The sequence below is a fragment of the Shewanella sp. UCD-KL12 genome (assembly GCF_001957125.1).
Taxonomy (GTDB): Bacteria; Pseudomonadota; Gammaproteobacteria; order Enterobacterales; family Shewanellaceae; genus Shewanella.
In genome coordinates this window covers 1-20,349 of the sequence record NZ_MPHJ01000012.1, presented here as the reverse complement: position 1 = coordinate 20,349, position 20,349 = coordinate 1, and the positions used below count along the sequence as shown (strand labels likewise).

At 41.9% G+C, this 20,349-nt stretch carries 21 protein-coding genes and 1 pseudogene; 8 read left to right on the top strand and 14 right to left on the bottom strand.

Features of this window, described 5'->3' with window-relative positions:
- Positions 1-82: 82 nt before the first annotated feature.
- From BM736_RS17970 to trmJ, 12 genes are all read right to left on the bottom strand, one after another.
- Complete coding sequence (locus BM736_RS17970; RefSeq protein ID WP_076414715.1) at positions 83-2,776, bottom strand: TonB-dependent receptor; 2,694 nt, start codon at positions 2,774-2,776, stop codon at positions 83-85.
- Between the two features lie 1,475 nt (positions 2,777-4,251).
- Entirely contained in the window at positions 4,252-4,683 is a 432-nt protein-coding gene (gene ndk / locus BM736_RS17965) for a nucleoside-diphosphate kinase (protein ID WP_076414713.1), read from the bottom strand.
- Positions 4,684-4,836: 153 nt separating this feature from the next.
- Positions 4,837-5,034: a Fe-S cluster assembly protein IscX gene (iscX, locus tag BM736_RS17960; protein WP_076414711.1), complete on the bottom strand. Its 198-nt coding sequence runs from the start codon at positions 5,032-5,034 to the stop codon at positions 4,837-4,839.
- Between the two features lie 144 nt (positions 5,035-5,178).
- Positions 5,179-5,514, bottom strand: coding sequence for an ISC system 2Fe-2S type ferredoxin (gene fdx / locus BM736_RS17955; protein WP_076414709.1), 336 nt, complete (start codon positions 5,512-5,514; stop codon positions 5,179-5,181).
- Between the two features lie 17 nt (positions 5,515-5,531).
- Positions 5,532-7,394: a Fe-S protein assembly chaperone HscA gene (gene hscA / locus BM736_RS17950; RefSeq protein ID WP_076414707.1), complete on the bottom strand. Its 1,863-nt coding sequence runs from the start codon at positions 7,392-7,394 to the stop codon at positions 5,532-5,534.
- A 77-nt stretch (positions 7,395-7,471) separates the two neighbouring features.
- Positions 7,472-7,996, bottom strand: coding sequence for a co-chaperone HscB (gene hscB / locus BM736_RS17945; RefSeq protein ID WP_076414705.1), 525 nt, complete (start codon positions 7,994-7,996; stop codon positions 7,472-7,474).
- Between the two features lie 18 nt (positions 7,997-8,014).
- Entirely contained in the window at positions 8,015-8,338 is a 324-nt protein-coding gene (iscA, locus tag BM736_RS17940) for an iron-sulfur cluster assembly protein IscA (protein ID WP_076414703.1), read from the bottom strand.
- Between the two features lie 14 nt (positions 8,339-8,352).
- Positions 8,353-8,736: a Fe-S cluster assembly scaffold IscU gene (gene iscU / locus BM736_RS17935; RefSeq protein ID WP_076414701.1), complete on the bottom strand. Its 384-nt coding sequence runs from the start codon at positions 8,734-8,736 to the stop codon at positions 8,353-8,355.
- A 37-nt stretch (positions 8,737-8,773) separates the two neighbouring features.
- Complete coding sequence (locus BM736_RS17930; RefSeq protein ID WP_076414699.1) at positions 8,774-9,988, bottom strand: IscS subfamily cysteine desulfurase; 1,215 nt, start codon at positions 9,986-9,988, stop codon at positions 8,774-8,776.
- A 72-nt stretch (positions 9,989-10,060) separates the two neighbouring features.
- Positions 10,061-10,522: a Fe-S cluster assembly transcriptional regulator IscR gene (gene iscR / locus BM736_RS17925; protein ID WP_076414863.1), complete on the bottom strand. Its 462-nt coding sequence runs from the start codon at positions 10,520-10,522 to the stop codon at positions 10,061-10,063.
- Positions 10,523-10,718: 196 nt separating this feature from the next.
- Complete coding sequence (gene cysE, locus BM736_RS17920; protein WP_076414697.1) at positions 10,719-11,540, bottom strand: serine O-acetyltransferase; 822 nt, start codon at positions 11,538-11,540, stop codon at positions 10,719-10,721.
- A gap of 14 nt (positions 11,541-11,554) precedes the next feature.
- On the bottom strand, positions 11,555-12,319 hold the full coding sequence (trmJ, locus tag BM736_RS17915) for a tRNA (cytosine(32)/uridine(32)-2'-O)-methyltransferase TrmJ (RefSeq protein ID WP_076414861.1): 765 nt from the start codon (positions 12,317-12,319) through the stop codon (positions 11,555-11,557).
- 155 nt (positions 12,320-12,474) lie between these two features.
- Between trmJ and suhB the strand changes: the two genes are divergently transcribed.
- From suhB to BM736_RS17890, 5 genes are all read left to right on the top strand, one after another.
- Positions 12,475-13,278, top strand: a complete 804-nt coding sequence (suhB, locus tag BM736_RS17910; RefSeq protein ID WP_076414859.1) for an inositol-1-monophosphatase — start codon at positions 12,475-12,477, stop codon at positions 13,276-13,278.
- Positions 13,279-13,502: 224 nt separating this feature from the next.
- A complete protein-coding gene (locus BM736_RS17905) occupies positions 13,503-13,907 on the top strand; it encodes a phosphate-starvation-inducible protein PsiE (RefSeq protein WP_076414695.1) in 405 nt (134 codons plus the stop codon).
- 237 nt (positions 13,908-14,144) lie between these two features.
- Positions 14,145-14,456, top strand: coding sequence for a PilZ domain-containing protein (locus BM736_RS17900; protein ID WP_076414693.1), 312 nt, complete (start codon positions 14,145-14,147; stop codon positions 14,454-14,456).
- Between the two features lie 113 nt (positions 14,457-14,569).
- A complete protein-coding gene (locus BM736_RS17895) occupies positions 14,570-15,238 on the top strand; it encodes an AAA family ATPase (RefSeq protein WP_076414691.1) in 669 nt (222 codons plus the stop codon).
- Positions 15,225-15,572 carry a replication protein RepA gene (locus tag BM736_RS17890; protein WP_076414689.1) on the top strand — a complete coding sequence of 116 codons (348 nt, stop codon included), beginning with the start codon at positions 15,225-15,227 and terminating at the stop codon, positions 15,570-15,572. Before BM736_RS17895 ends, BM736_RS17890 begins: the two co-directional genes overlap by 14 nt.
- A gap of 62 nt (positions 15,573-15,634) precedes the next feature.
- Here BM736_RS17890 and BM736_RS17885 read toward each other — a convergent pair whose 3' ends face one another.
- Positions 15,635-15,877 carry a YecH family metal-binding protein gene (locus tag BM736_RS17885; RefSeq protein WP_076414687.1) on the bottom strand — a complete coding sequence of 81 codons (243 nt, stop codon included), beginning with the start codon at positions 15,875-15,877 and terminating at the stop codon, positions 15,635-15,637.
- A gap of 169 nt (positions 15,878-16,046) precedes the next feature.
- On the opposite strand from BM736_RS17885, the gene BM736_RS17880 reads away from it, so the two are divergent.
- The 3 genes from BM736_RS17880 to BM736_RS17870 all read left to right on the top strand — a co-directional run bounded on the left by BM736_RS17880 (position 16,047) and on the right by BM736_RS17870 (position 20,008).
- The gene (locus BM736_RS17880) at positions 16,047-17,723 is read left to right on the top strand and encodes a sensor histidine kinase (protein WP_076414685.1); all 1,677 of its coding nucleotides are present in this window, start codon (positions 16,047-16,049) and stop codon (positions 17,721-17,723) included.
- Positions 17,720-18,430, top strand: coding sequence for a two-component system response regulator BtsR (btsR, locus tag BM736_RS17875; protein ID WP_076414683.1), 711 nt, complete (start codon positions 17,720-17,722; stop codon positions 18,428-18,430). The genes BM736_RS17880 and btsR overlap by 4 nt, the downstream gene beginning before the upstream one ends.
- Positions 18,431-18,571: 141 nt before the next feature.
- Positions 18,572-20,008 carry a carbon starvation protein A gene (locus BM736_RS17870; protein ID WP_076414858.1) on the top strand — a complete coding sequence of 479 codons (1,437 nt, stop codon included), beginning with the start codon at positions 18,572-18,574 and terminating at the stop codon, positions 20,006-20,008.
- Between the two features lie 58 nt (positions 20,009-20,066).
- Here the strand turns inward: BM736_RS17870 and BM736_RS17865 are convergent.
- Positions 20,067-20,349, bottom strand: a pseudogene (locus BM736_RS17865) (IS4 family transposase); the annotation flags it as partial.

The following is a 20,349-nucleotide window of genomic DNA, read 5'->3' as shown; positions in this document are numbered from 1 at the left end:
TAAACTCGCTTAATTCTCGCATAAAAAAACCTCCGACTAGCGGAGGTTTTTTTGTCTTAATCAATTAATCTAAATCTCTAGATTAGAACTTCTGGTTAAGGCGTAGGTAGTAAGTACGACCTAGTACGTCATATAGACCCGTGTTCACATCACGGTAGCCTGGGTCTTCATACCAAGTTGGTGCTGTTTCATCAAACAGGTTATTCACACCAACTGTTAATGAACCATTCCAATCATGTGCATAAGTCACCTGGAAATTATGCTTAAAGTAGTGTGGTGTATCTACGATATAGTCATAACCAAGATCTCTCCAGTACTCACCAGACTGCGAACCGATATAAACGGTAGTCCATGCAGCGCTGAAGTCATTGTAGTACCAAGCTGCGGCAAAGTTACCACGCCAATCAGGGTAATCCTGCAGACCAGCCAATTCGTTAACTTCTGACTCCGCATCAGCTTGTTCATCAAAAGCGAGAATATGAGTTAAATCAACCTTAAAGTTGAAATCACCTAAGCCGGTTTCTAAGTTATATGATGTTGCAAAGTCAAAACCTGAAGTTTCAACAGATGACATATTGACATAACCACTTTCAATATATTCAATCTTGCCATCAGCACCACGGGTTATGAAGTCTGAGCTACCGTTAATCTTCTCATCACGAATAAGATCATCAGCGCCTACCGACTCAATCTTGTTATCATAGGTAATTGAGTAGTATGAAAGCTCCATACTCCACGCATCAGTGACATTCCACACACCACCTAGGGTTAAAGAGTTGCCCTCTTCAGCTTCAAGGTCTGGATTACCACCGAACCAAGTCTTATGTTGATTGCTTGATGTACAGTATGTCGCATCTGAATCATTGTTTGCTTCACACCAAACTGAATCGTAGGCTTTCTCGAAACTAAGAGACTGAGAAGAGAACATCTCGCCCATGTTAGGAGCACGGAATGAATCACCATAACTTGCACGAAGCAGTAAAGAATCAACTGGACGCCAGCTTAGACCAAACTTAGGCACTACCGCATCAAATGTAGACTCGTTAGTTACCTGACCTTCTGCACCTGTTAATGTACCTTCTTGATCATAACGCTCGTATCGTACCGCTGCAGAGATTTCAAAGTTTGCTGGTAAACCCATCTGAATTTCTGTGTATGCAGATTGACGTGTACGCTCAGCGTCAACATCATCCCCACCTGAACCACCTGAGATAATACCTGAAGCAGATTCTGGATCAGATGTCTGCTTGAAGTTGATCATCTCATATTCAATTCCGCCAACGATGGCTAGCGTAAAGTCACCCTCTTCAACAAGTAATGTACTCGCTAGACCATCAAACTGAGTGCTATCAAACTTACCTTGATAAACACCGGTATGGTTTGCTGCACTGTAAAGCTGGTTCATCTGCTGATCCCACGCTTCATAGCTCATGCCTGAAGTGTTAAAGATGTCGTAGATATTGTTGCCATCTGCATCAACACGATCCAATTCACTTTGAATGATATTATCGTTAATGAGGTTATAATTAAATGAGTTGGTCGTCGATGCAGAGTGCTGCATATTGAGTTCCCAATCAACGCCTTTGCCAATATCAGCAAAACCGACGAAACCACCTAAGATATCGAAGTTATTTGTCTCAGTTAAAGTATCTCGCTCACCAATTTGAACTGAGCGCATATATACAGTCATATCTTCGCCAGTTGGATTATAAGTGTTATCAGCACTCATTACTGGGTAGTTAGTAGATACAGGTGTTCCAGCATAACGTGTATAAGTGTCACTTAATGACGCTGTACCGCGACCACGGAACTGAATATTATCAGTGATCTCATAGTTAAAGTTGGTCATGAATGAGTTACGAGTCAGATCACCAAACAGCTTAGTCACTTCACCATAACTGTATAGACAGCGGCCATTGTTAGCACCATCTGTACCATCTGCAACATTTTCAGTCTGCTCACACATCTCTGAGTTTGAATAGAAGCCATAGATGTCATCACCATCAGCATTTTTTTCACCGGTATTATAATAACCGTTAGGTACTGAACTAAATGAGCTGAAATCTGCATAGTCTGGGTGATTAGTTTGCCAAACTTCATTATCCATCACAGCTTTTGTATCGTAATATTCATACGTAAAGGTAATGTTGCCTTTATCTGTATTAAAGCCTGAAGAGATAGAGAATCGGTTAGCGTCACCACCTTCAATACTTGGTTGTTCAGTACTGAAATCTAGCTGGAAACCATCGAAATCTTTTTTAGTAATGATGTTAATTACACCTGCAACCGCATCAGAACCGTATACAGCTGATGCACCATCACGGAGGATTTCAATGCGCTCAACAATTGCAATTGGAATTTGAGAAGTATCCGCTGTAGCACCAGAGCTAGAGCTCGTACCAGGCATGCGGCGACCATCAAGTAATACTAATGTCGCTTGTGAACCAAGACCACGCATATTGACGGTACTTGTTGCACTGCCACCTGAGCCATACCCTGACATACCACGCCATGAACCGAATGCATTTATCGCAGAGTTGTTAAGTACATCTGCAACCGTTTTTTCACCTGTCATCGCAATATCTGCTGCACTTAATACTGTGATTGGAGACGTTGTTTCCATATCAACTTGCTTAATGCGAGAACCAGTTACTTCAATGCGTTCAACTTTTTCATCTTGCTCTTCAGCAATCGCAAAGCCTGAAAACGCAACTGATGATGCTGCGGCTAATAATCCAAACCGTACTGCTTTTGCTGTTAAGGTCAAAGAGTTCATATTTTCTCCCTCATCATTCACACCTAAAATTAAAACTCAAAGTTCAAGCTAAAAACTCTAAAAGTTTATATCGAGTCTAAAAGCCTTCAGATGTCATGATAAATTATTGTTTTATTGTTTTATAAATCGCTTATTGATTAACGTGAACGTTAATAGTTATTTCCCTCGATATAGATATTGTAAAAACACAGCATTTTAGTCAACAGTCATCACAATTAAATAACCTGAATGATAATAATTGATACATTCATAAATAAACCAACAGACAAATTCGCTTTAAACCACCCCTTAAACACGATAAAAAACAACAAGATACGAAACAAACTTAATTTGTAAAACAATATCTCAATTATGTTGCAACCAAAAACAAATCAAGGATACAACTTGATACCTAGGTTGCAACTAATGAGGGGTGACAACCATTGAATTTACATATTCAATTCAAACTACAATTAAACAGATAATAAAAACAATCACACCACCAGCATAGGCTTTCAGAATAAAGATTAAACACTAAGGCAAACACCAAAAAGCAATATAAAAAACCAAACAAAATAAATAAAGCACCGCATAAACACCATCGCAACATTTAAGCCGCAAAACAAAAAAGCAATACAGGCTTTATAACAACATTAATTTATAAATTAATACGAATGATTTATTTGTGATCAATTTTCAAACAGGAGGTTTATTCAGGTGTGACGTAAATATTGGTGACAGGCTATAAACTAGAAGAAAGCAATTTAAACTATGGTGTAAAAAAATGACCTGAATATCCACAAAAATATTTGTCAAAGCCATTTCAGAATTTGTTTAAGTATTTGACCGCTCTAAGTACGGTTTCCCAAATTGAGATGAACGATTATTTAGGTCTCAATAACAGCCCCTTTTTGCATCCATACTATCAATCAATAATGACATTCATACACCAAATAAATAGCAAAATACGCTTAGCGAAAGCCTCAGCTGTCATATCAGTTAGATTAAGCTCGACTAAACAGTACCAGTTCCATTAAACATGTGATCAATCCAGTGCTTTTTCAGGGGTTTCGGTCCAAGACGCATCCCCTCGAATAGTGGGGCGATGCAACGCAAGAGTGGAAGCCCTGAAAAGCTCACTAAGTACGGCTATCTTATAAAACATGGGAAAATTACTTTATGCTGTGAATGTGTCTTGCGAAATATGACTGCGCGGATGCAGGAAGAGGAGCAACGCAGAAACCGTTGCCGTGAACAACTATTAGCTTCAATCCACTTAAAGCCACGAGGATGTGGTGAATGTCTATATTGCCCTTGCTTACAGCGATTTTAACTCCCGCTAAATGATCAACGCTAGTAATGGAATGAGTAAAACGACAATGCTTGGTTAGAACTAACTATAGTTGGGACGAGTTTGAGTATAGCTAGATTTACTTCAAAATAGGGATCAAAAAAAGGAGCCAAAAGGCTCCTTTTTTTAATGCACAGGACTCAAATTAACGAGTGCGTGGGCATAGCTCTTCAGTGCTGAAGAAGTAAGCAACTTCACGCTCAGCAGAAGCAACTGAATCTGAACCGTGAGCAGCGTTCTCATCGATGCTTTCAGCGAAATCTGCACGGATAGTACCTGGAGCAGCTTCAGCTGGGTTAGTAGCGCCTAAGATATCACGATGAGCAAGAACTGCGTTCTCACCTTCTAGCGTCTGAACCATGATAGGACCAGAAGTCATGAATGCAACTAGAGCACCAAAGAAAGGACGCTCGCTGTGCTCAGCGTAGAAGCCTTCAGCTTGCTCTTGGCTCAAGTGAACCATTTTAGAAGCGATGATTTTCAGGCCAGCAGTTTCAAAACGGTTGTAGATTGCGCCAATGTGGTTTTTTGCAACAGCATCGGGCTTAATGATAGAAAAAGTACGTTCGATAGCCATGAGAAGCTTCCTTCATAATAAACAGGTTTTAATTTTCGCGCGGATTATACGAAATTCTAAGCAAAAATCCTACCTTTATAGCATTATGAATGAGATATCTATCCAGTTTTAATCATTTTAACTGAGATCTAAGCCAGATTTTTAACAAATCAGCTAGCGTTCATCTATCCAACCAGCTTGCACGGCTTCGAGTACTCGCTCATTACAATGCTCAGGATCATCATCAAAAGCTTCAAGTGCCAATATCCACTCTCTTAAATCGGTAAACCTGATACTTTGTGGTTCTATCTCTGGGTATACCTCGAGTAACTCTAACGCGATATCTTGTGAGTCTATCCATTTCAATGACATGGTGAGTTCTTGGTTAAGAGTGATGGTTTGAGTATAGCGCTAATACCAATCACTACAAAAAGTGGTCAATTCTGATGGCACAAAAAAGCCAGTCTAAGAAGACTGGCTTTTGGTATCAGTTCAAGCTCGAAAGCGCGCTATTATCTATCCTTCACTGACCATGTTGACGGTATACTTGGGAATATCAACCACAAGATCACAGCTAGGCACTTTTGTCTGACAGGACAAACGACTCTCAGGCTCAAGCCCCCAAGCTTTATCTAACATGTCATCTTCTAGCTCATCACTCTCTTCTAGCTCATCAAAGCCTTCACGTACAACAACATGACAAGTTGTACACGCACATACTTTTTCACATGCATGTTCAATATGAATACCATTTTTTAATGCAACATTTAAAACGGTTTCGCCTTCATTGGCTTCAACAACGGCCCCATCTGGGCATAGCTCTTCATGGGGTAAAAATACAATTTGCGGCATTGGGTTACCTATTTTATCTAAATACTGTCAACAGACTGACCTTTAAGGGCCAGTTTAATTGAATTATCCATGCGCTTGGCCGCAAAATCTTGCGTACAAGCATCTAACGCTTCAATTGCCTTTTCAATGGCATCGGGATCATCTTCACTACCAACTTGCGCAAGGCTGGCCATACTCAGCTCTATATGATTACGTTCATCATCTGATAAAAGCGCAGCATCTTTAGCTAACGCAGCAGATAGTGTCTCTAATACTCGCGCAGCTTCAACTTGCTGCTCTGCAAGCATTCGACGTGTAATATCCTCTTTGGCATTTGCCATAGAGTCTTTGAGCATAGCGCCAATCTCTGTGTCCGTTAAACCGAAAGAAGGTTTAACCTGAATACTTGACTGCACGCCTGTTGATTTCTCCATCGCAGTGACGTTGAGTAAGCCATCAGCGTCGACTTGGAACGTCACCCTAATATGGGCAGCTCCTGCAGCCAATGCCGGAATACCTTTCAAGGTAAACTTAGCAAGGGAGCGGCAATCGTCAACCAGTTCACGCTCACCTTGTACTACATGAAACGCCATTGCTGTTTGACCATCTTTAAAAGTGGTGAACTCTTGTGCTTTAGCAACAGGGATAGTGGTATTACGCGATACAACCTTCTCAACAAGGCCGCCCATCGTCTCTATTCCAAGAGATAACGGCAGCACATCAAGCAGTAAGAGATCTGAGTCAGGCTTGTTGCCAACTAAGATATCAGCTTGAATTGAAGCCCCTATGGCAACGACGCGATCTGGATCAATCGAAGTCAAAGGAGTCTTGCCAAAAAAGTTCTCAACCTGTTCTCTCACTAAAGGAACACGCGTTGAACCACCAACCATCACGGTTTCAAGCACCTCATCACTGGTCACACCGGCATCTCGTAATGCACGACGACAACTGGCAACCGTTTTCTTAACCAAAGCGCTTATCAAGGAATCAAAGTCAGTCTTAGTGATTATGTGAGACAACTGAGTCCCAACTTCAAGGTTTAACTTGGCCACCACTTCGGTCTCTGAAGTCAGTGCTTCTTTTACGCGTCTCGACTCAATCAATAGTTGACGACTTTCTTTCGCTGATAAAGACGTAACATCCCACTGTTTTAGCAAGTGATGGTGTAATAGATGATCAAAGTCATCGCCACCTAAAGCTGAATCACCGCCTGTCGCCAACACCTCAAACACACCTTTATTAAGGCGTAAAATTGAGATATCAAAAGTACCACCACCCAGATCGTAAACGGCAATAACACCTTCTTGGCCTGAATCTAACCCATAGGCAATTGCAGCAGCTGTTGGCTCATTCAATAACCTAAGCACTTTAACTCCAAGCAACGCCGAAGCATCCTTAGTTCCTTGTCGCTGAGCATCATCAAAATAAGCTGGGACTGTGATCACAACCCCTTCAAGATCGCCACCAAGGCTCTTTTCAGCACGTGCAATAAGCGGTCTTAAAATTTCAGCTGAGATCTGAATGGGATTGACTTGACCTTGCTTAGTTACAAACAGAGGTAAACCATTTTCACTGGCTTCAAATTGGTAGGGAAGATCTTGGATACCTGACTGTATATCCTCTAAGCTTCTGCCCATATAACGCTTAACTGACATGATAGTATTTTGGGGGTCAGAGGCTGAACTTGCTTCAGCATCCAGGCCAACCTCTACACTGGTCTGTGTATATCGGACAACAGACGGAAGCGAGTGACGACCACTTTCATCAGCTAATGTATTCGCTTCGCCACTGCGAACTGCAGCAACTAATGAGTTTGTAGTACCTAAGTCGATACCAACGGCGAGGCGGTGTTGGTGTGGTGCAGCTGTTTGTCCAGGCTCTGCAATCTGCAAAAGGGCCATAAAAGTTTAACCTATCTGTTAGTCTATATAGCTAATCAAATAAAAAAACTGATAAGCCATAGTATGCTTATTTATTATTAATCGAGTAGCGCATCTTCAGCACGTTCAAGTTCGAGCTGTAATTTAGCCATAAACTTAAGTTTACGGATAAGATCGGCTGACTCGATAAGTTCAGACTCACCGCACACTAGCAGTAACTCATGCAAACGTTGCTTTTGTTGTTTATCATACCCGGTAAATGAATCATATAGCTCAGCAATATGTGCATCAGGATCTTCCGAGTGAGCAATCTCTTCCAGAGACTCTCTCCACTCCATCTGCTGCATTAAGAATTGAGTATCTTTTACCGTAGTAGACTCATGACTCAAATCAATCCCGTGTAACGACAGGATATGTTCTGCCCTAGATATAGGATGTTTTAACGTCGCAAAGCCATCATTAATTTGTGCAGTTCGCTGTACGGCAATGCGCTTATCTTGCTCACTGGCATTAGCAAACTTATCAGGATGTGCCGCACGTTGCAGAACGTGGTAACGTTCTGCAAGTAGGGCGGTATCGATATCGAAGGAAGGTGTAAAACTAAACAACTCAAAATAGTTCATGGTTAACTCTTTTGACAGCTAGACTGTGAAGCTCTCACCACAGCCACACTCTCCTTTAGCATTAGGGTTGTTGAACTGAAAGCCTTCATTAAGGCCCTCTTTTACAAAATCAAGCTCGATACCTTGAAGATAGATAAAGCTTTTAGCATCTATGATGATTTTGACATCAGCAATTTCATATACTTCATCATCATCATTAAGATCGTCGACAAACTCTAAAATATACGCCATGCCTGAGCAACCAGAGGTTTTAAGGCCCAATCTGAGCCCTAAACCAGTACCGCGATTATCCAAAAAGCTCTTCACACGTTCTGCAGCAGCCGGAGTCATTGTTATAGCCATATTAACTCCGAAAACTACTTATCTTGCTTAGACTTATAATCATCAATTGCAGCTTTAATTGCATCTTCTGCTAAAATCGAGCAATGGATCTTAACAGGAGGTAGTGCAAGCTCTTCAGCAATATCAGTGTTCTTGATCGCTGCAGCTTCTTCAATGCTCTTGCCTTTAACCCACTCAGTCACTAATGAGCTAGAAGCAATTGCACTTCCACAACCATAAGTTTTGAATTTAGCATCTTCGATTAAACCATTATCGTCAATCTTAAGCTGCAGCTTCATCACATCACCACATGCTGGTGCACCGACCATGCCGGTGACAACTGATGGATCACTTTTATCAAATGAACCTACGTTACGTGGGTTCTCATAATGATCGATTACTTTTTCACTGTAAGCCATGGTACTGCTCCAAACTGTATCTAATTATTTTAACGGATTAATGGTGTGCCCACTCGACTTTATCGAGATCTACACCGTCTTTAAACATCTCCCAAAGTGGAGACATCTCCCGCAAGTCATCAATTGACTTATTAATTGTTTCAATAGCATGATCTATCTCTTCTTCAGTCGTGAAACGACCAATAGAGAAGCGGATAGAGCTATGCGCCATCTCGTCATTTAAACCCAAAGCGCGTAACACATAGCTAGGCTCTAAGCTTGCTGAAGTACATGCAGAACCTGAAGATACCGCTAAGTCCTTTAATGCCATCATCAAGGATTCACCCTCAACGAAATTAAAGCTAACATTGAGGCTGCCGCAGTAACGTTGTTCTACATCACCGTTAATATAAGTCTCTTCAATTCCTTTAACGCCATTCCACAAACGATCACGTAGTGTCTTAATGCGTGCATTATCGGTATCCATATCAGCTTTCGCGATCGCTGCAGCTTCACCCATACCAACAATCTGGTGAGTTGCTAAGGTACCACTTCGCATACCGCGCTCATGCCCACCGCCATGCATTGTCGCTTCGAGGCGAATACGAGGTTTACGGCTTACATAAAGTGCACCAATGCCTTTTGGACCATACATTTTATGGGCAGAGATAGAGATAAGGTCAACTTTGGTTGTCTGTACATCTATCGGCAATTTGCCAGCACTTTGAGCGGCATCCACATGGAAAACAATCTTTTTATTACGGCAAAGCTCACCAATGGCGTCGATATCATGAATCACACCAATTTCATTGTTCACATGCATGATGCTCACAAGAATAGTATCTTCACGCATTGCAGCTTCAATCGCTGACAATGGGATGATGCCGTTAGCTTCAGGTGCAAGATAAGAGACCTCATAACCTTCACGCTCTAACTGGCGGCAAGTATCAAGTACCGCTTTATGTTCAGTTTTGCTGGTGATGATGTGCTTGCCTTTCTTATTATAGAAATGAGCAACACCCTTAATAGCAAGGTTATCAGACTCTGTAGCACCCGATGTGAAGACAATTTCACGGGGATCGGCATTAATTAGATCAGCGACTTGGTTACGAGCAATATCTACAGCTTCTTCAGCTTGCCAACCATAACGATGAGAACGCGAGGCTGGGTTACCAAAAATGCCGTCCATAGTCATGCACTGCATCATTTTCTCTGCGACACGAGGGTCAACCGGCGTCGTCGCAGCATAATCTAAATAGATAGGAAGCTTCATCACACACTCCGTACTACGCAGCCTTTAGTGGCAAAACGAAGCACAAAAAAATTATAAAATAACAAAGTTAACTTATGCTGTTACTCTTTGTTCCTGTTGCATTGTGTCCTGCTTTATTGAGATAAACTGTACATCTCGTTTAGTCATCAAACCGGCAAGACTGATCCCATTTAAGAAATCGGAAATTTGTTTACTCAAGTCACCCCACAGTGAATGAGTGAGGCAACGGGAACCACTTTGGCAATTCCCCTGCCCTTGGCAACGAGTCGCATCGACGGACTCATCAACAGCACGAACAACCATACCGACTGAAATTTCGCCAGCATCAGCACCAAGGCGATAACCCCCACCGGGTCCCCTTACGCTTGAAACAAGTCCATGTTTTCTGAGTTTTGCAAAAAGTTGTTCTAGATATGAAAGTGATATTCCCTGTCGTTCAGAAATATCGGCCAGAGGTACTGGTCCAGCGGTAGAGTGCATAGCAACATCTAGCATTGCTGTAACAGCATACCGACCTTTTGATGTAAGTTTCATAGTAACCATGGCTCCCAATAATGCATAGGGGAATTCAAACATACCCGACTATTTTAGTCAAGTATTTAACCTAGTAAAAAGCTCAGGTATTTTTTCACATTTATCAAACAGGATAATACCCTGCCATTTGGCTGGGGTATTTAACCCGTTTATGCCCAAAGTTTCAATGGGAGTTTATCTTTTAGGTCACTAAAAATCATATAATGGGATCAAACTCATCTATTGCCCGCTTACGTTGTTCTGCAGCGGCTAATTCAGCCTCACTGAATTCATCAACATCCAACTCGGGGAGTTTATCAGTACACACACTGCCACCAAGAGTTTGTACCGCTTGGCATACCTCTTGGACTTTAGAGTCCATCAGGTGCATATGATCCAACATTTGGCCAATAGCATTCGCGACTGGGTCAGGATTATCAGGTGAAACGGCATAGGCGTCGAAACCATATTTCTCCGCCATCGCACTGCGCCTTTTGGTTTGCTCTTTCGCATCGACACTAGGTGTTGAAACGATACGGCCAGGAATTCCTACAACAGTTGTATCTTTAGGAACATCTTTTACTACTACGGAGTTGGATCCAACCCGAGCACCGTCATTCATAGTGATCGGACCCAATACTTGAGCGCCAGCACCAATAACGACATTATTTCCCAATGTTGGGTGACGTTTGCCTGCTTGCCAAGTCGTTCCACCCAGCGTTACGCCATGATAGAGCGTACAATCATCACCTATTTCAGCTGTCTCACCAATGACAACGCCCATACCGTGATCAATGAAAAACCTATCGCCAATCGTCGCACCAGGGTGAATCTCGATACCAGTAAACCAGCGTGAAAGAGTAGACAAACACCTTGAGAGTAACCGCCACTTTCGCTTCCAAAGTTTATGACTCACCCTGTGAATCCATATGGCATGCATTCCAGGGTAATTCAGTAGAACTTCTAAAGTGCCATGCGCCGCTGGATCTCGATGATAAATTGAGTTGATATCATCTTTTAATCTAGCTATCACTCCCATAGTGCTTATGTTCCCTATTTAGTCGTATCGTCTTTTGAAACCATCTTTTTATCGATAGAGGTCAACATACCACGGAGGATATTCATCTCTTGTCTTTCTAATCTTGCCCGACTAAACAAACGACGAAGCTTAGTCATCACTTGGCCAGGATGCTGTTTAACAATAAAGCCTGTGCCTAATAAGGTCTGCTCAAGATGCTCAAAGAAGTTCTCTCGCTCTTTAGCGAAAGGATACTCAGGCTTTGTTTCAACATAGTCAGGCGAACGCCCTTTTTCAAATTCACGCTTCTCATGAGCAAGGTGGGCTACACGAGCTTCATAGCAGATGATTTGAACGGCTTGGGCAAGATTCAATGACGTATATTCAGGATTTGCAGGAATCGATACGTGATAATTACACTTTTGTAGCTCTTCGTTAGATAACCCATTATTTTCTCGTCCGAAAACGATTGCCACTGGGCCGTCTAAAGCTGAAGAGACTAACTTTTCTCCCGCCTCTCTTGGTTCTAACATAGGCCAATCAAGTGTTCTACTGCGGGCGCTGGTTGCGATAACGAGACTACAATCTGCGATTGCTTCTGCAACACTATCGACGATAACAGCATGTTTTAAGATATCTGACGCGCCTGCAGCAAGTGCTACAGAGTGACCGTCTGGTTGAACTTTTGGTTCTGCTAGATATAAAGTGGAAAGTCCCATGGTTTTCATTGCACGGGCAGTTGAACCGATATTACCTGGATGAGATGTGCCAACAAGCACGACGCGAATATTGCTGAGCATGAAACTACTAACTTTTGTGAAGTAACAGATACCCATATGTTACCACAGCCAAGTTTAATTCTTTAATACAAAAAACTGGATTTGATATAATTCCCAAATGGCGTATAATGCGCGGCGATTATTTATATCTGTTCTTTAACATCCAGGGGATTGTAATGCATCCGATGCAGACTATTGCTGTGCGCGCTGCCCGCGCTGCCGGCCAAACGATTATACGTGCTTTTGCTGAACTCGACAAAGTCGAAGTAACAGCGAAAGGAATGAATGACTACGTGACTAACGTAGATAAAGAAGCAGAAGCTGCCATTACTTACCAGATCCGCAAGTCTTACCCTGATCACACTATTATTGGTGAAGAAGAGGGCGAGAACAAAGGCGATAATAAAGACTATATCTGGATCATTGACCCTCTGGATGGCACTAACAACTTTGTTAGAGGCATTCCTCACTTTGCAGTTTCTATTGCCGTACAATACAAGGGCAAAACTGAAGTTGCTGTCGTTTACGATCCTATCCGTGACGAGCTGTTTTCAGCAGTACGTGGTAAAGGCGCAAAGTTCAACGACTTCCGTATGCGTGTAACTAAGCACAATGACCTTAGTGAAACAATTCTTGCTACAGGCTTCCCATTCAAAGCTAAACAGCACACTGAAACCTATATGAAGATATTCAGCTCATTGTTCTCACAATGTGCCGATGTTCGTCGTGCAGGCTCTGCAGCACTCGATCTCGCCTATGTTGGCGCTGGTCGTATGGATGGTTTCTTTGAGATTGGTTTAAAGCCATGGGATATCGCTGCTGGTGAACTTATTGTTCGCGAAGCGGGCGGAACAGTTACAGACTTCACTGGCAACCACGGTTATATGACGAGTGGCAATATTATTGCTGGTGCACCTAAAACAACTTCTGCAATAGTAAAAGCGGCTCGTCCATTACTGAGCGACGCACTAAAACGCTAAAGTCCCTCTTGTAAGAACAGATATATCAAGCCATCTATATGATGGCTTTTTTTATGCCTATTATTCAGCCTAAAAGAGCTCGCATCGCCTCTCCCTAACACCATCAAACACTTATTTCTGATTAAAAAATAGCTGACTTACTATAATGTGAGTGGTATCACAAAGATAATTGAGCATAGTTTTGAATTATTGATACCATTGAAAAAAAACAACTAGAGGCCCCTATGGGAAAGTTATATAACCGTTACGGTTCAAAAAGCCTTAAAGCTGTCGAACATTTCGTACTCATCCTTATTGCTATCGCTACAATCATTGCTATTGGCCAAGAGATTGTCCATATCATCACCAATGCTCGTGTGGATTTAGCAGACCTTTTACTCTTGTTTATCTATTTAGAAGTGCTCGCTATGGTAGCCAACTATGCTGAGTCGGGTAAACTGCCAGTACGAATGCCCATTTATATTGCAATCGTAGCCTTAGCCCGTTACTTAATCCTAGATATAAAAGGCATGGATGATTGGCGCGTTATTACCATTGCCGTTTCAATGCTTCTTCTTGCTACAACGGTTATTGTTATCCGTTGGGGGCAGTTAAAACTCCCCTATCCACGCAATGATGATCAAGGGTAGCTACCCTTTTAAGTAATGATGACTGTGCTCAGGTAACTAAACTTGAGCACTTTTTAGTAGACTCTTCAATAAATTTACCACTGACATTTTCTCCCTTAGCGCTAATGTTATTGCACGCAAAAGCTCATAACCCCAGCCTTTACTCCTCTATAAAAATCCATAATGATTTTTGTTTTTAGCTGAAAAAATATGCTACTTTTAAAAGGCTTAATAATTAATCTATTATAGGGATTTTTGATGGTAGACATTACTGAAGAGATAGATGAACGACGCTCCTCTCTCAGAGTTGATATGGAAGCTGAGCGGATCACACTCGCTTGGATTGACCAGAATAATCAGGAGCAAGTTGATGACGGGATCTGTATCGATCTATCCAGAAGAGGCGTACTTGTTGAGTATAAGCAAGGTTTTAAAGTGGGTGAGTTATTAGCGATAACCTTTAACCCCGATAATGACAAAAAGCACACAGTTAAAGGCCAGGTTTGTAGAAGCACGAGCGGTCAGCCTAAAAGTTATCATATCGCAGTTCAGTTAATCTCAACGGAATAAACCAATAAACAATTATTACTGATGAGTTTTCAGCAACGTTTGAGAGTCTGTTCTATACTTAACGCACTTAATAATCGAAGGTAATTGGTGCTTATAGAGATGGAGATACTTTTATGATCTTGCTTGTGGGCGGAGAAAAAGGGGGAGCAGGGAAAAGCTGCATGGCCCAAAATCTAGCTGTTCATATCACTCAAAAATTTAACGCTAATGTGTTAATGGTTGACTGTGATCCACAGAGAACCACCTCAGACTGGATCCAGGCTCGTAATGAAGATCCAACACTTTCGACAATCAACTGTATTCAACTCTATGGAAAAATTCGTAACGACCTTCTCAGTCAAAACAAACACTTTGACTTTGTCATTGTCGATTGTGGCGGTCAAGATAATCTAGCAATGCGTGCAGCTATGTCTGTGGCGACTTATGTCGTCCTACCGCTTCGTCCCAAGCGCCGAGATCTCAAGACCTTGCCACACATGGAAGATATGCTCAGCACTTGTAAAATGGTCAACCCTAAAATGGTTGCAACGATTGTTATGACGCAGTGTCCTTCCCTCCCTAGCCAGTATAAAAGGATCCTTGAAGCCAAAGAGGTTGTAGAGTCTTTTGGCTTACGTGTATTAGACAACGTTACTTTTAGCAGAAATATCTATGACGATAGTGAGGAGCAAGGTTCATCAGTCATAGAGATTGAGCCCGACGGAAAGGCTGCTAATGAGATACGTGCAATCGCAGATGAACTGTTCGCAATCGAGCCTGAAAATTGTTATGAGCTTAACTGATCTAAAACGTAGGAAGAAGAAAACACCGAAAACTCAAGTTTCAATTGAGGATTTCATTGAAGACGCTAATAACTATGCCTTTGGGCAACCTAGTGTTGTTAGTCAAACCAGGAAAAAGCTGACCGCCGCGAAACATAAAGGGTTAGATAAACACTCAACCAAAATTTATAAGCATGCGACCTTTTCTCTCACAGAGGAAGCTATCGCAAAATTAGATCTAATATCCTCAAAATCGAAAATTGCGAAATCCAGATTAATTAGAATTTTAATCAATGAATTTGCACAAAAAACTGAAGCAATACAAAGCCAGATCATAGAGAGTAATGATGACTGATTAGAGAGTTTTCACTCTCCAATCAACATTCTCTACGAGTTGGCGCGCATATTTTTTTAAAATTAGTGCGCACAGATACGATCAGCCGCTGTTTCTATCCCTTCTGCAGACTCAATAAATTTACCCTTTTTTTCCAAGAATAAAATTAACTCATCAGCATTCATCCCGCTTGCCGAGCAGGTATGGTAATGTGCTGTTGCACCAAACTGCTCATGCATGTGCTGCTTCAGCTGTGCTTTAGTGACAGCCTTGCCTAATTCCAGCATTAGCTCCATAACTTGATGACCATGAATTGATTCAGACATACAACTTCCAGTAATAAATTAATTAATCACTCTTTATAGGCGATTTGTTCGAGGTAAACTTTGATCTGAAGCCCACCCTAGTATAATTCGACACGATTTATTATGTTCAACTTAGGTATTCCTCCTAGGCTCTGGCAATATAGGCCTAATTGACTTTGGAGTTAAACAGATGTCACTGATCTTACTTTTGACCCAACAAATGTGCCTCTATCTAGTGATCGTTTACCTCGTTAGTAAAACGCCTCTATTTAAAGTGCTTGCAGAAACAGCGAGTCGACTACCCCATAAAATTTTCCTGTATTTCATATTCTCTAGCTTTTGTATTATGGCCACCTACTTCGGTGAGCAAACTAACGATGCGATAGCTAACACCAGAGCTATGGGCGCTGTATTAGGTGGGTTGTTAGGCGGGCCTGTAACTGGCTTTTTAGTTGGACTCACAGGTGGGTTACATCGCTACAGTATGGGTGGATTTACCGACCTTGCCTGTGCAATATCAACCACCCTTGAGGGACTATCTGCAGGATTTATCAGTCTATACCTTCGCAGGCAAGGCAAAGGTGAGCTCATCTACGCACCTCTACTCGTTTGCCTAGTGACCTTTTCAGCTGAGATGATGCAGATGGGTATTATCTTACTTGTTGCTCAGCCATTTGATGAAGCATGGGACTTAGTCAAACAAATAGCACTTCCGATGTTGGTCGTTAACTCTATTGGTGCAGCTCTGTTTATGAGTATGGTGCGCGATCAAAAAACCATGTTCGATAAATTATCATCATCATTTTCCACCAAGGCACTGAAGATTGCCGAACGTAGCGTTGGGTTGTTATCAAAAGGCTTTGACCAACAAAGCAGTACTCAAGTCGCTCAAATTATCCTAGAGGAAACGCATGTTGGTGCCGTTGCAATAACTGATACAGAAAAGTTACTGGCATTTATCGGTACAGGTGCTGATCACCACATACCTGGAACACCTATATCTTCAACAATAACCCAAGAGGCAATAGATAATAACTGTGTCATGTTTGCAGATGGCGTTGAGCTCGCTTATTCATGCTCTATCTCATCGCAATGCCCTCTTGGCTCAAGCTTAGTGATCCCTTTAAGATGTGAAAGTGAAGTCATTGGTACGATCAAGTTGTATGAGCCTAAAAATAAACTGTTTCTTAATATCAATAAGACCCTAGGTGAAGGGATCGCAAGATTGCTTTCCAACCAAATATTATTTGGCCGCTTTGAACAGCAACAAGTGCTCTTGACACAAGCAGAGCTTAAACTGCTTCAAGCTCAAGTGAACCCTCACTTTTTATTTAATGCGCTTAATACCATTGCGGCAATAATAAAAAGGGATCCACTCAAAGCAAGGCAACTTATTCAACAGCTTGCTCAATTTCTAAGGATTAACCTCAAGCGGACAACAGGTTTGGTGACACTGAGTGATGAGTTAGAGCATATCGAGTCATACCTTACTATTGAAAAAGCCCGCTTTATAGACAAGTTAACGGTAGATATTGCGATTCCAGAGGAGTTACATCAGTACCGCCTCCCCGCGTTTACTCTACAACCTATTATTGAAAATGCAGTAAAACACGGTACCTCTCACATGTTAGAGCCCGGAGTCATTAAGGTTACTGGCATCATAAGCAATGATTTATTACAATTAGAAGTTACGGATAATGCTGGTTTATATCATGTAAAACAGCAATCAGAAGGTTTAGGCATGAACTTAGTTCATAAACGGATACAAAATCAGTTTGGCTCTGAATATGGAGTTCAAGTTAAGTGCGAGAAAAATAAATTCACTCGAGTTAGCATTCACTTACCCCTTCAGGATCGCCTATCGTGATTTCCTGTTTAATCATCGATGATGAGCCATTTGCCCGCGAAGAGCTTGCGGACCTCTTAGAAGCCAGTTCAGGATTTGAAGTTATCGGACAGTGCGGAAATGCTATTGAAGCACTACAACAGATAGCTCAACTCAAACCCCAATTAATCTTTTTAGACATCCAGATGCCAAAGATCACAGGGCTGGAAATGATTGGTATGCTAGACCCTGAAACCATGCCGCGAGTTGTCTTTATTACCGCCTATGATGAGTATGCAATTAAAGCTTTTGAAAGCCATGCCTTCGACTATTTGCTTAAGCCAATAGATGAGCAACGACTTAAAAAGACCCTTGATAGGCTCAGAAAGGATATACAGCCAAAGTCTGTGGAGGTCATCGCTCCAGAGTCACTGTCTCACCTTCCCTGCTACAGTGGAAATAAACTCAAGGTTATCTCCCTATCTGAGGTTGAATACATCTACAGTGATGTCGGTGGGGTTCACGTCGCAACAAATAAAGAGCAAGTTCATACTCAACTCACTCTCAAGCTACTAGAGGAGAAAACGGGGTTAATTCGATGCCATCGCCAGTACCTTATAAAACCTGAAGCTATCTCAGAGATTGAACTGCAAGACACAGGAGCTGAGGTCACGACTTTAACAGGTGCAAAAGTACCAGTGTCTCGTCGATACCTAAAACCGCTAAAACAACTATTTGGTTTTCAATAATCCATTATTTTGTCAAAGTGCCTGCCGCTTAATCTCGTATAAAACCGCTTACCTGCCATTTTCGACCTCTTACTGATCCATTTGTCGCTTAATTGTATCTTTCTTTACAATGTCACCAATTCAAAATGGGAGATGATGATTATGATGTGGTTTCTAATGTGTGTCGGCCTGCTAATTGGCGGATATTTTGTCTACGGCGTTTTCGTCGAAAAGGTGTTTGGCATAAATGAAAAACGCCAAACCCCGGCATTCACAAAAACCGACGGTGTTGACTATGTCCCTATGTCAAAGGGCAAGGTTTACCTCATTCAATTACTGAACATTGCAGGTGTTGGTCCGATTTTTGGCCCTATTTTAGGTGCCCTATACGGCCCTGCCGCTATGTTATGGATAGTTTTTGGTTGTATCTTCGCAGGTGCGGTTCATGATTACTTCTCTGGCATGCTTTCAATCAGAAACAATGGCCAATCTGTCCCTAACCTTGCTGGTAAGTACCTAGGTAAAGGCGCGAAACACTTCATGAATGTGTTTGCAATTATCTTACTACTACTCGTAGGTGTGGTATTTATCTCAGCGCCTGCTGGCCTATTAGGTAAATTAACGGGCTGGGATGTATCTATCTTCCTTGGCTGTATCTTTGCTTATTACTTAATCGCAACGATTGTTCCAGTAGATAAAATCATAGGTCGCCTCTACCCATTTTTCGGTGCTTTGCTGCTGTTTATGTCTTTTGGCCTTACAATCGCGTTAATCGTATCAAGTGAGCATACTATGCTACCTGGCTTTGAGATGAGTGATTTCCTTACTAACTTAAATCCAAATGACATGCCATTATGGCCTGCCCTATTCATTACAATTGCTTGCGGTGCGGTATCTGGTTTCCACGCAACGCAATCTCCATTGATGGCGCGTTGTGTTGAAAATGAATCCAATGGTAGATTCGTATTCTATGGCGCTATGATTGGTGAGGGCATTATCGCTATTATCTGGTGTGCAATTGCACTTTCTTTCTTCGGCGGCGTACAAGGGCTAAATGAAGGCATGGGTGGTAACCCTGCAAATGTCGTTTATGAAGCTTCTACTGGTCTGCTTGGTGTTGTAGGTGGGTTCCTGGCCATCTTAGGTGTGATTATTCTGCCTATCACTTCAGGCGACACCGCATTTCGTTCAGCACGTTTGATTCTATCTGAGTTTTTTAAGATGCCACAAACGGAACTACCAAAACGTTTAATGCTCGCTGTTCCACTATTTATAATGGGCGCAATACTTACCCAAGTTGATTTTGGCGTCATCTGGCGTTACTTCGGTGTAGCAAATCAAACAACTGCAGTGATGATGCTTTGGACAGCATCTGCATACCTACTGCGTCACAATAAACTTCACTGGATCTGTACGATTCCAGCAATGTTTATGACAACGGTGGTCGTTAGTTTCCTACTAAGCTCGCAAACCTTAGGTGCAGGTTTACCAATGACGATATCCACTATTGCAGGTATTATCAGCACACTTGTTATTACTGCATTGGTTATTACTAAAACCAAAGGTAAAGGTGAAAAGCCTCTTATAGAAGAGTCTTAAGCTGCAAAAACTGAATCAAAAAAGCCAGTCTTGAGACTTAATGCTATTCGGATAAGCACTACTGCTTATATTTAAGTGGATAGCGGCTGGGTATATAGAGCACTGAACGTGGATATGTTCGGTGCTTTCTTTTATCTGGAAGGATAAAGTGTTTTATATCGGCCCGCATTTGCTTCAGCTTAGCTGGCAACTTCCCATCAGGTGATAAAGCAAGCCATCTTAATTGAGTGTCTATCAAGCTTATCGCTGCGGTAAAGCTAATACGGGTGGGTGCAACTTTGGCTTCTTTTGCTATCGCTACCATTTCTAAGCGAACCAGATTATAAGCGATAAGCATAAGC

Coding starts and splice junctions, on each gene's coding strand:
- suhB (WP_076414859.1), top strand. CDS start 12,475: ATGCATCCGATGCAGACTATTGCTGTGCGCGCTGCCCGCGCTGCCGGC.
- BM736_RS17885 (WP_076414687.1), bottom strand. CDS start 15,877: ATGTCTGAATCAATTCATGGTCATCAAGTTATGGAGCTAATGCTGGAA.
- hscB (WP_076414705.1), bottom strand. CDS start 7,996: ATGAACTATTTTGAGTTGTTTAGTTTTACACCTTCCTTCGATATCGAT.
- BM736_RS17890 (WP_076414689.1), top strand. CDS start 15,225: ATGAGCTTAACTGATCTAAAACGTAGGAAGAAGAAAACACCGAAAACT.
- iscX (WP_076414711.1), bottom strand. CDS start 5,034: ATGTCATTGAAATGGATAGACTCACAAGATATCGCGTTAGAGTTACTC.
- iscR (WP_076414863.1), bottom strand. CDS start 10,522: ATGAAACTTACATCAAAAGGTCGGTATGCTGTTACAGCAATGCTAGAT.
- trmJ (WP_076414861.1), bottom strand. CDS start 12,319: ATGCTCAGCAATATTCGCGTCGTGCTTGTTGGCACATCTCATCCAGGT.
- BM736_RS17900 (WP_076414693.1), top strand. CDS start 14,145: ATGGTAGACATTACTGAAGAGATAGATGAACGACGCTCCTCTCTCAGA.
- iscA (WP_076414703.1), bottom strand. CDS start 8,338: ATGGCTATAACAATGACTCCGGCTGCTGCAGAACGTGTGAAGAGCTTT.
- BM736_RS17870 (WP_076414858.1), top strand. CDS start 18,572: ATGATGTGGTTTCTAATGTGTGTCGGCCTGCTAATTGGCGGATATTTT.
- fdx (WP_076414709.1), bottom strand. CDS start 5,514: ATGCCGCAAATTGTATTTTTACCCCATGAAGAGCTATGCCCAGATGGG.
- BM736_RS17880 (WP_076414685.1), top strand. CDS start 16,047: ATGTCACTGATCTTACTTTTGACCCAACAAATGTGCCTCTATCTAGTG.
- ndk (WP_076414713.1), bottom strand. CDS start 4,683: ATGGCTATCGAACGTACTTTTTCTATCATTAAGCCCGATGCTGTTGCA.
- BM736_RS17905 (WP_076414695.1), top strand. CDS start 13,503: ATGGGAAAGTTATATAACCGTTACGGTTCAAAAAGCCTTAAAGCTGTC.
- BM736_RS17970 (WP_076414715.1), bottom strand. CDS start 2,776: ATGAACTCTTTGACCTTAACAGCAAAAGCAGTACGGTTTGGATTATTA.
- BM736_RS17930 (WP_076414699.1), bottom strand. CDS start 9,988: ATGAAGCTTCCTATCTATTTAGATTATGCTGCGACGACGCCGGTTGAC.
- iscU (WP_076414701.1), bottom strand. CDS start 8,736: ATGGCTTACAGTGAAAAAGTAATCGATCATTATGAGAACCCACGTAAC.
- BM736_RS17895 (WP_076414691.1), top strand. CDS start 14,570: ATGATCTTGCTTGTGGGCGGAGAAAAAGGGGGAGCAGGGAAAAGCTGC.
- hscA (WP_076414707.1), bottom strand. CDS start 7,394: ATGGCCCTTTTGCAGATTGCAGAGCCTGGACAAACAGCTGCACCACAC.
- cysE (WP_076414697.1), bottom strand. CDS start 11,540: ATGGGAGTGATAGCTAGATTAAAAGATGATATCAACTCAATTTATCAT.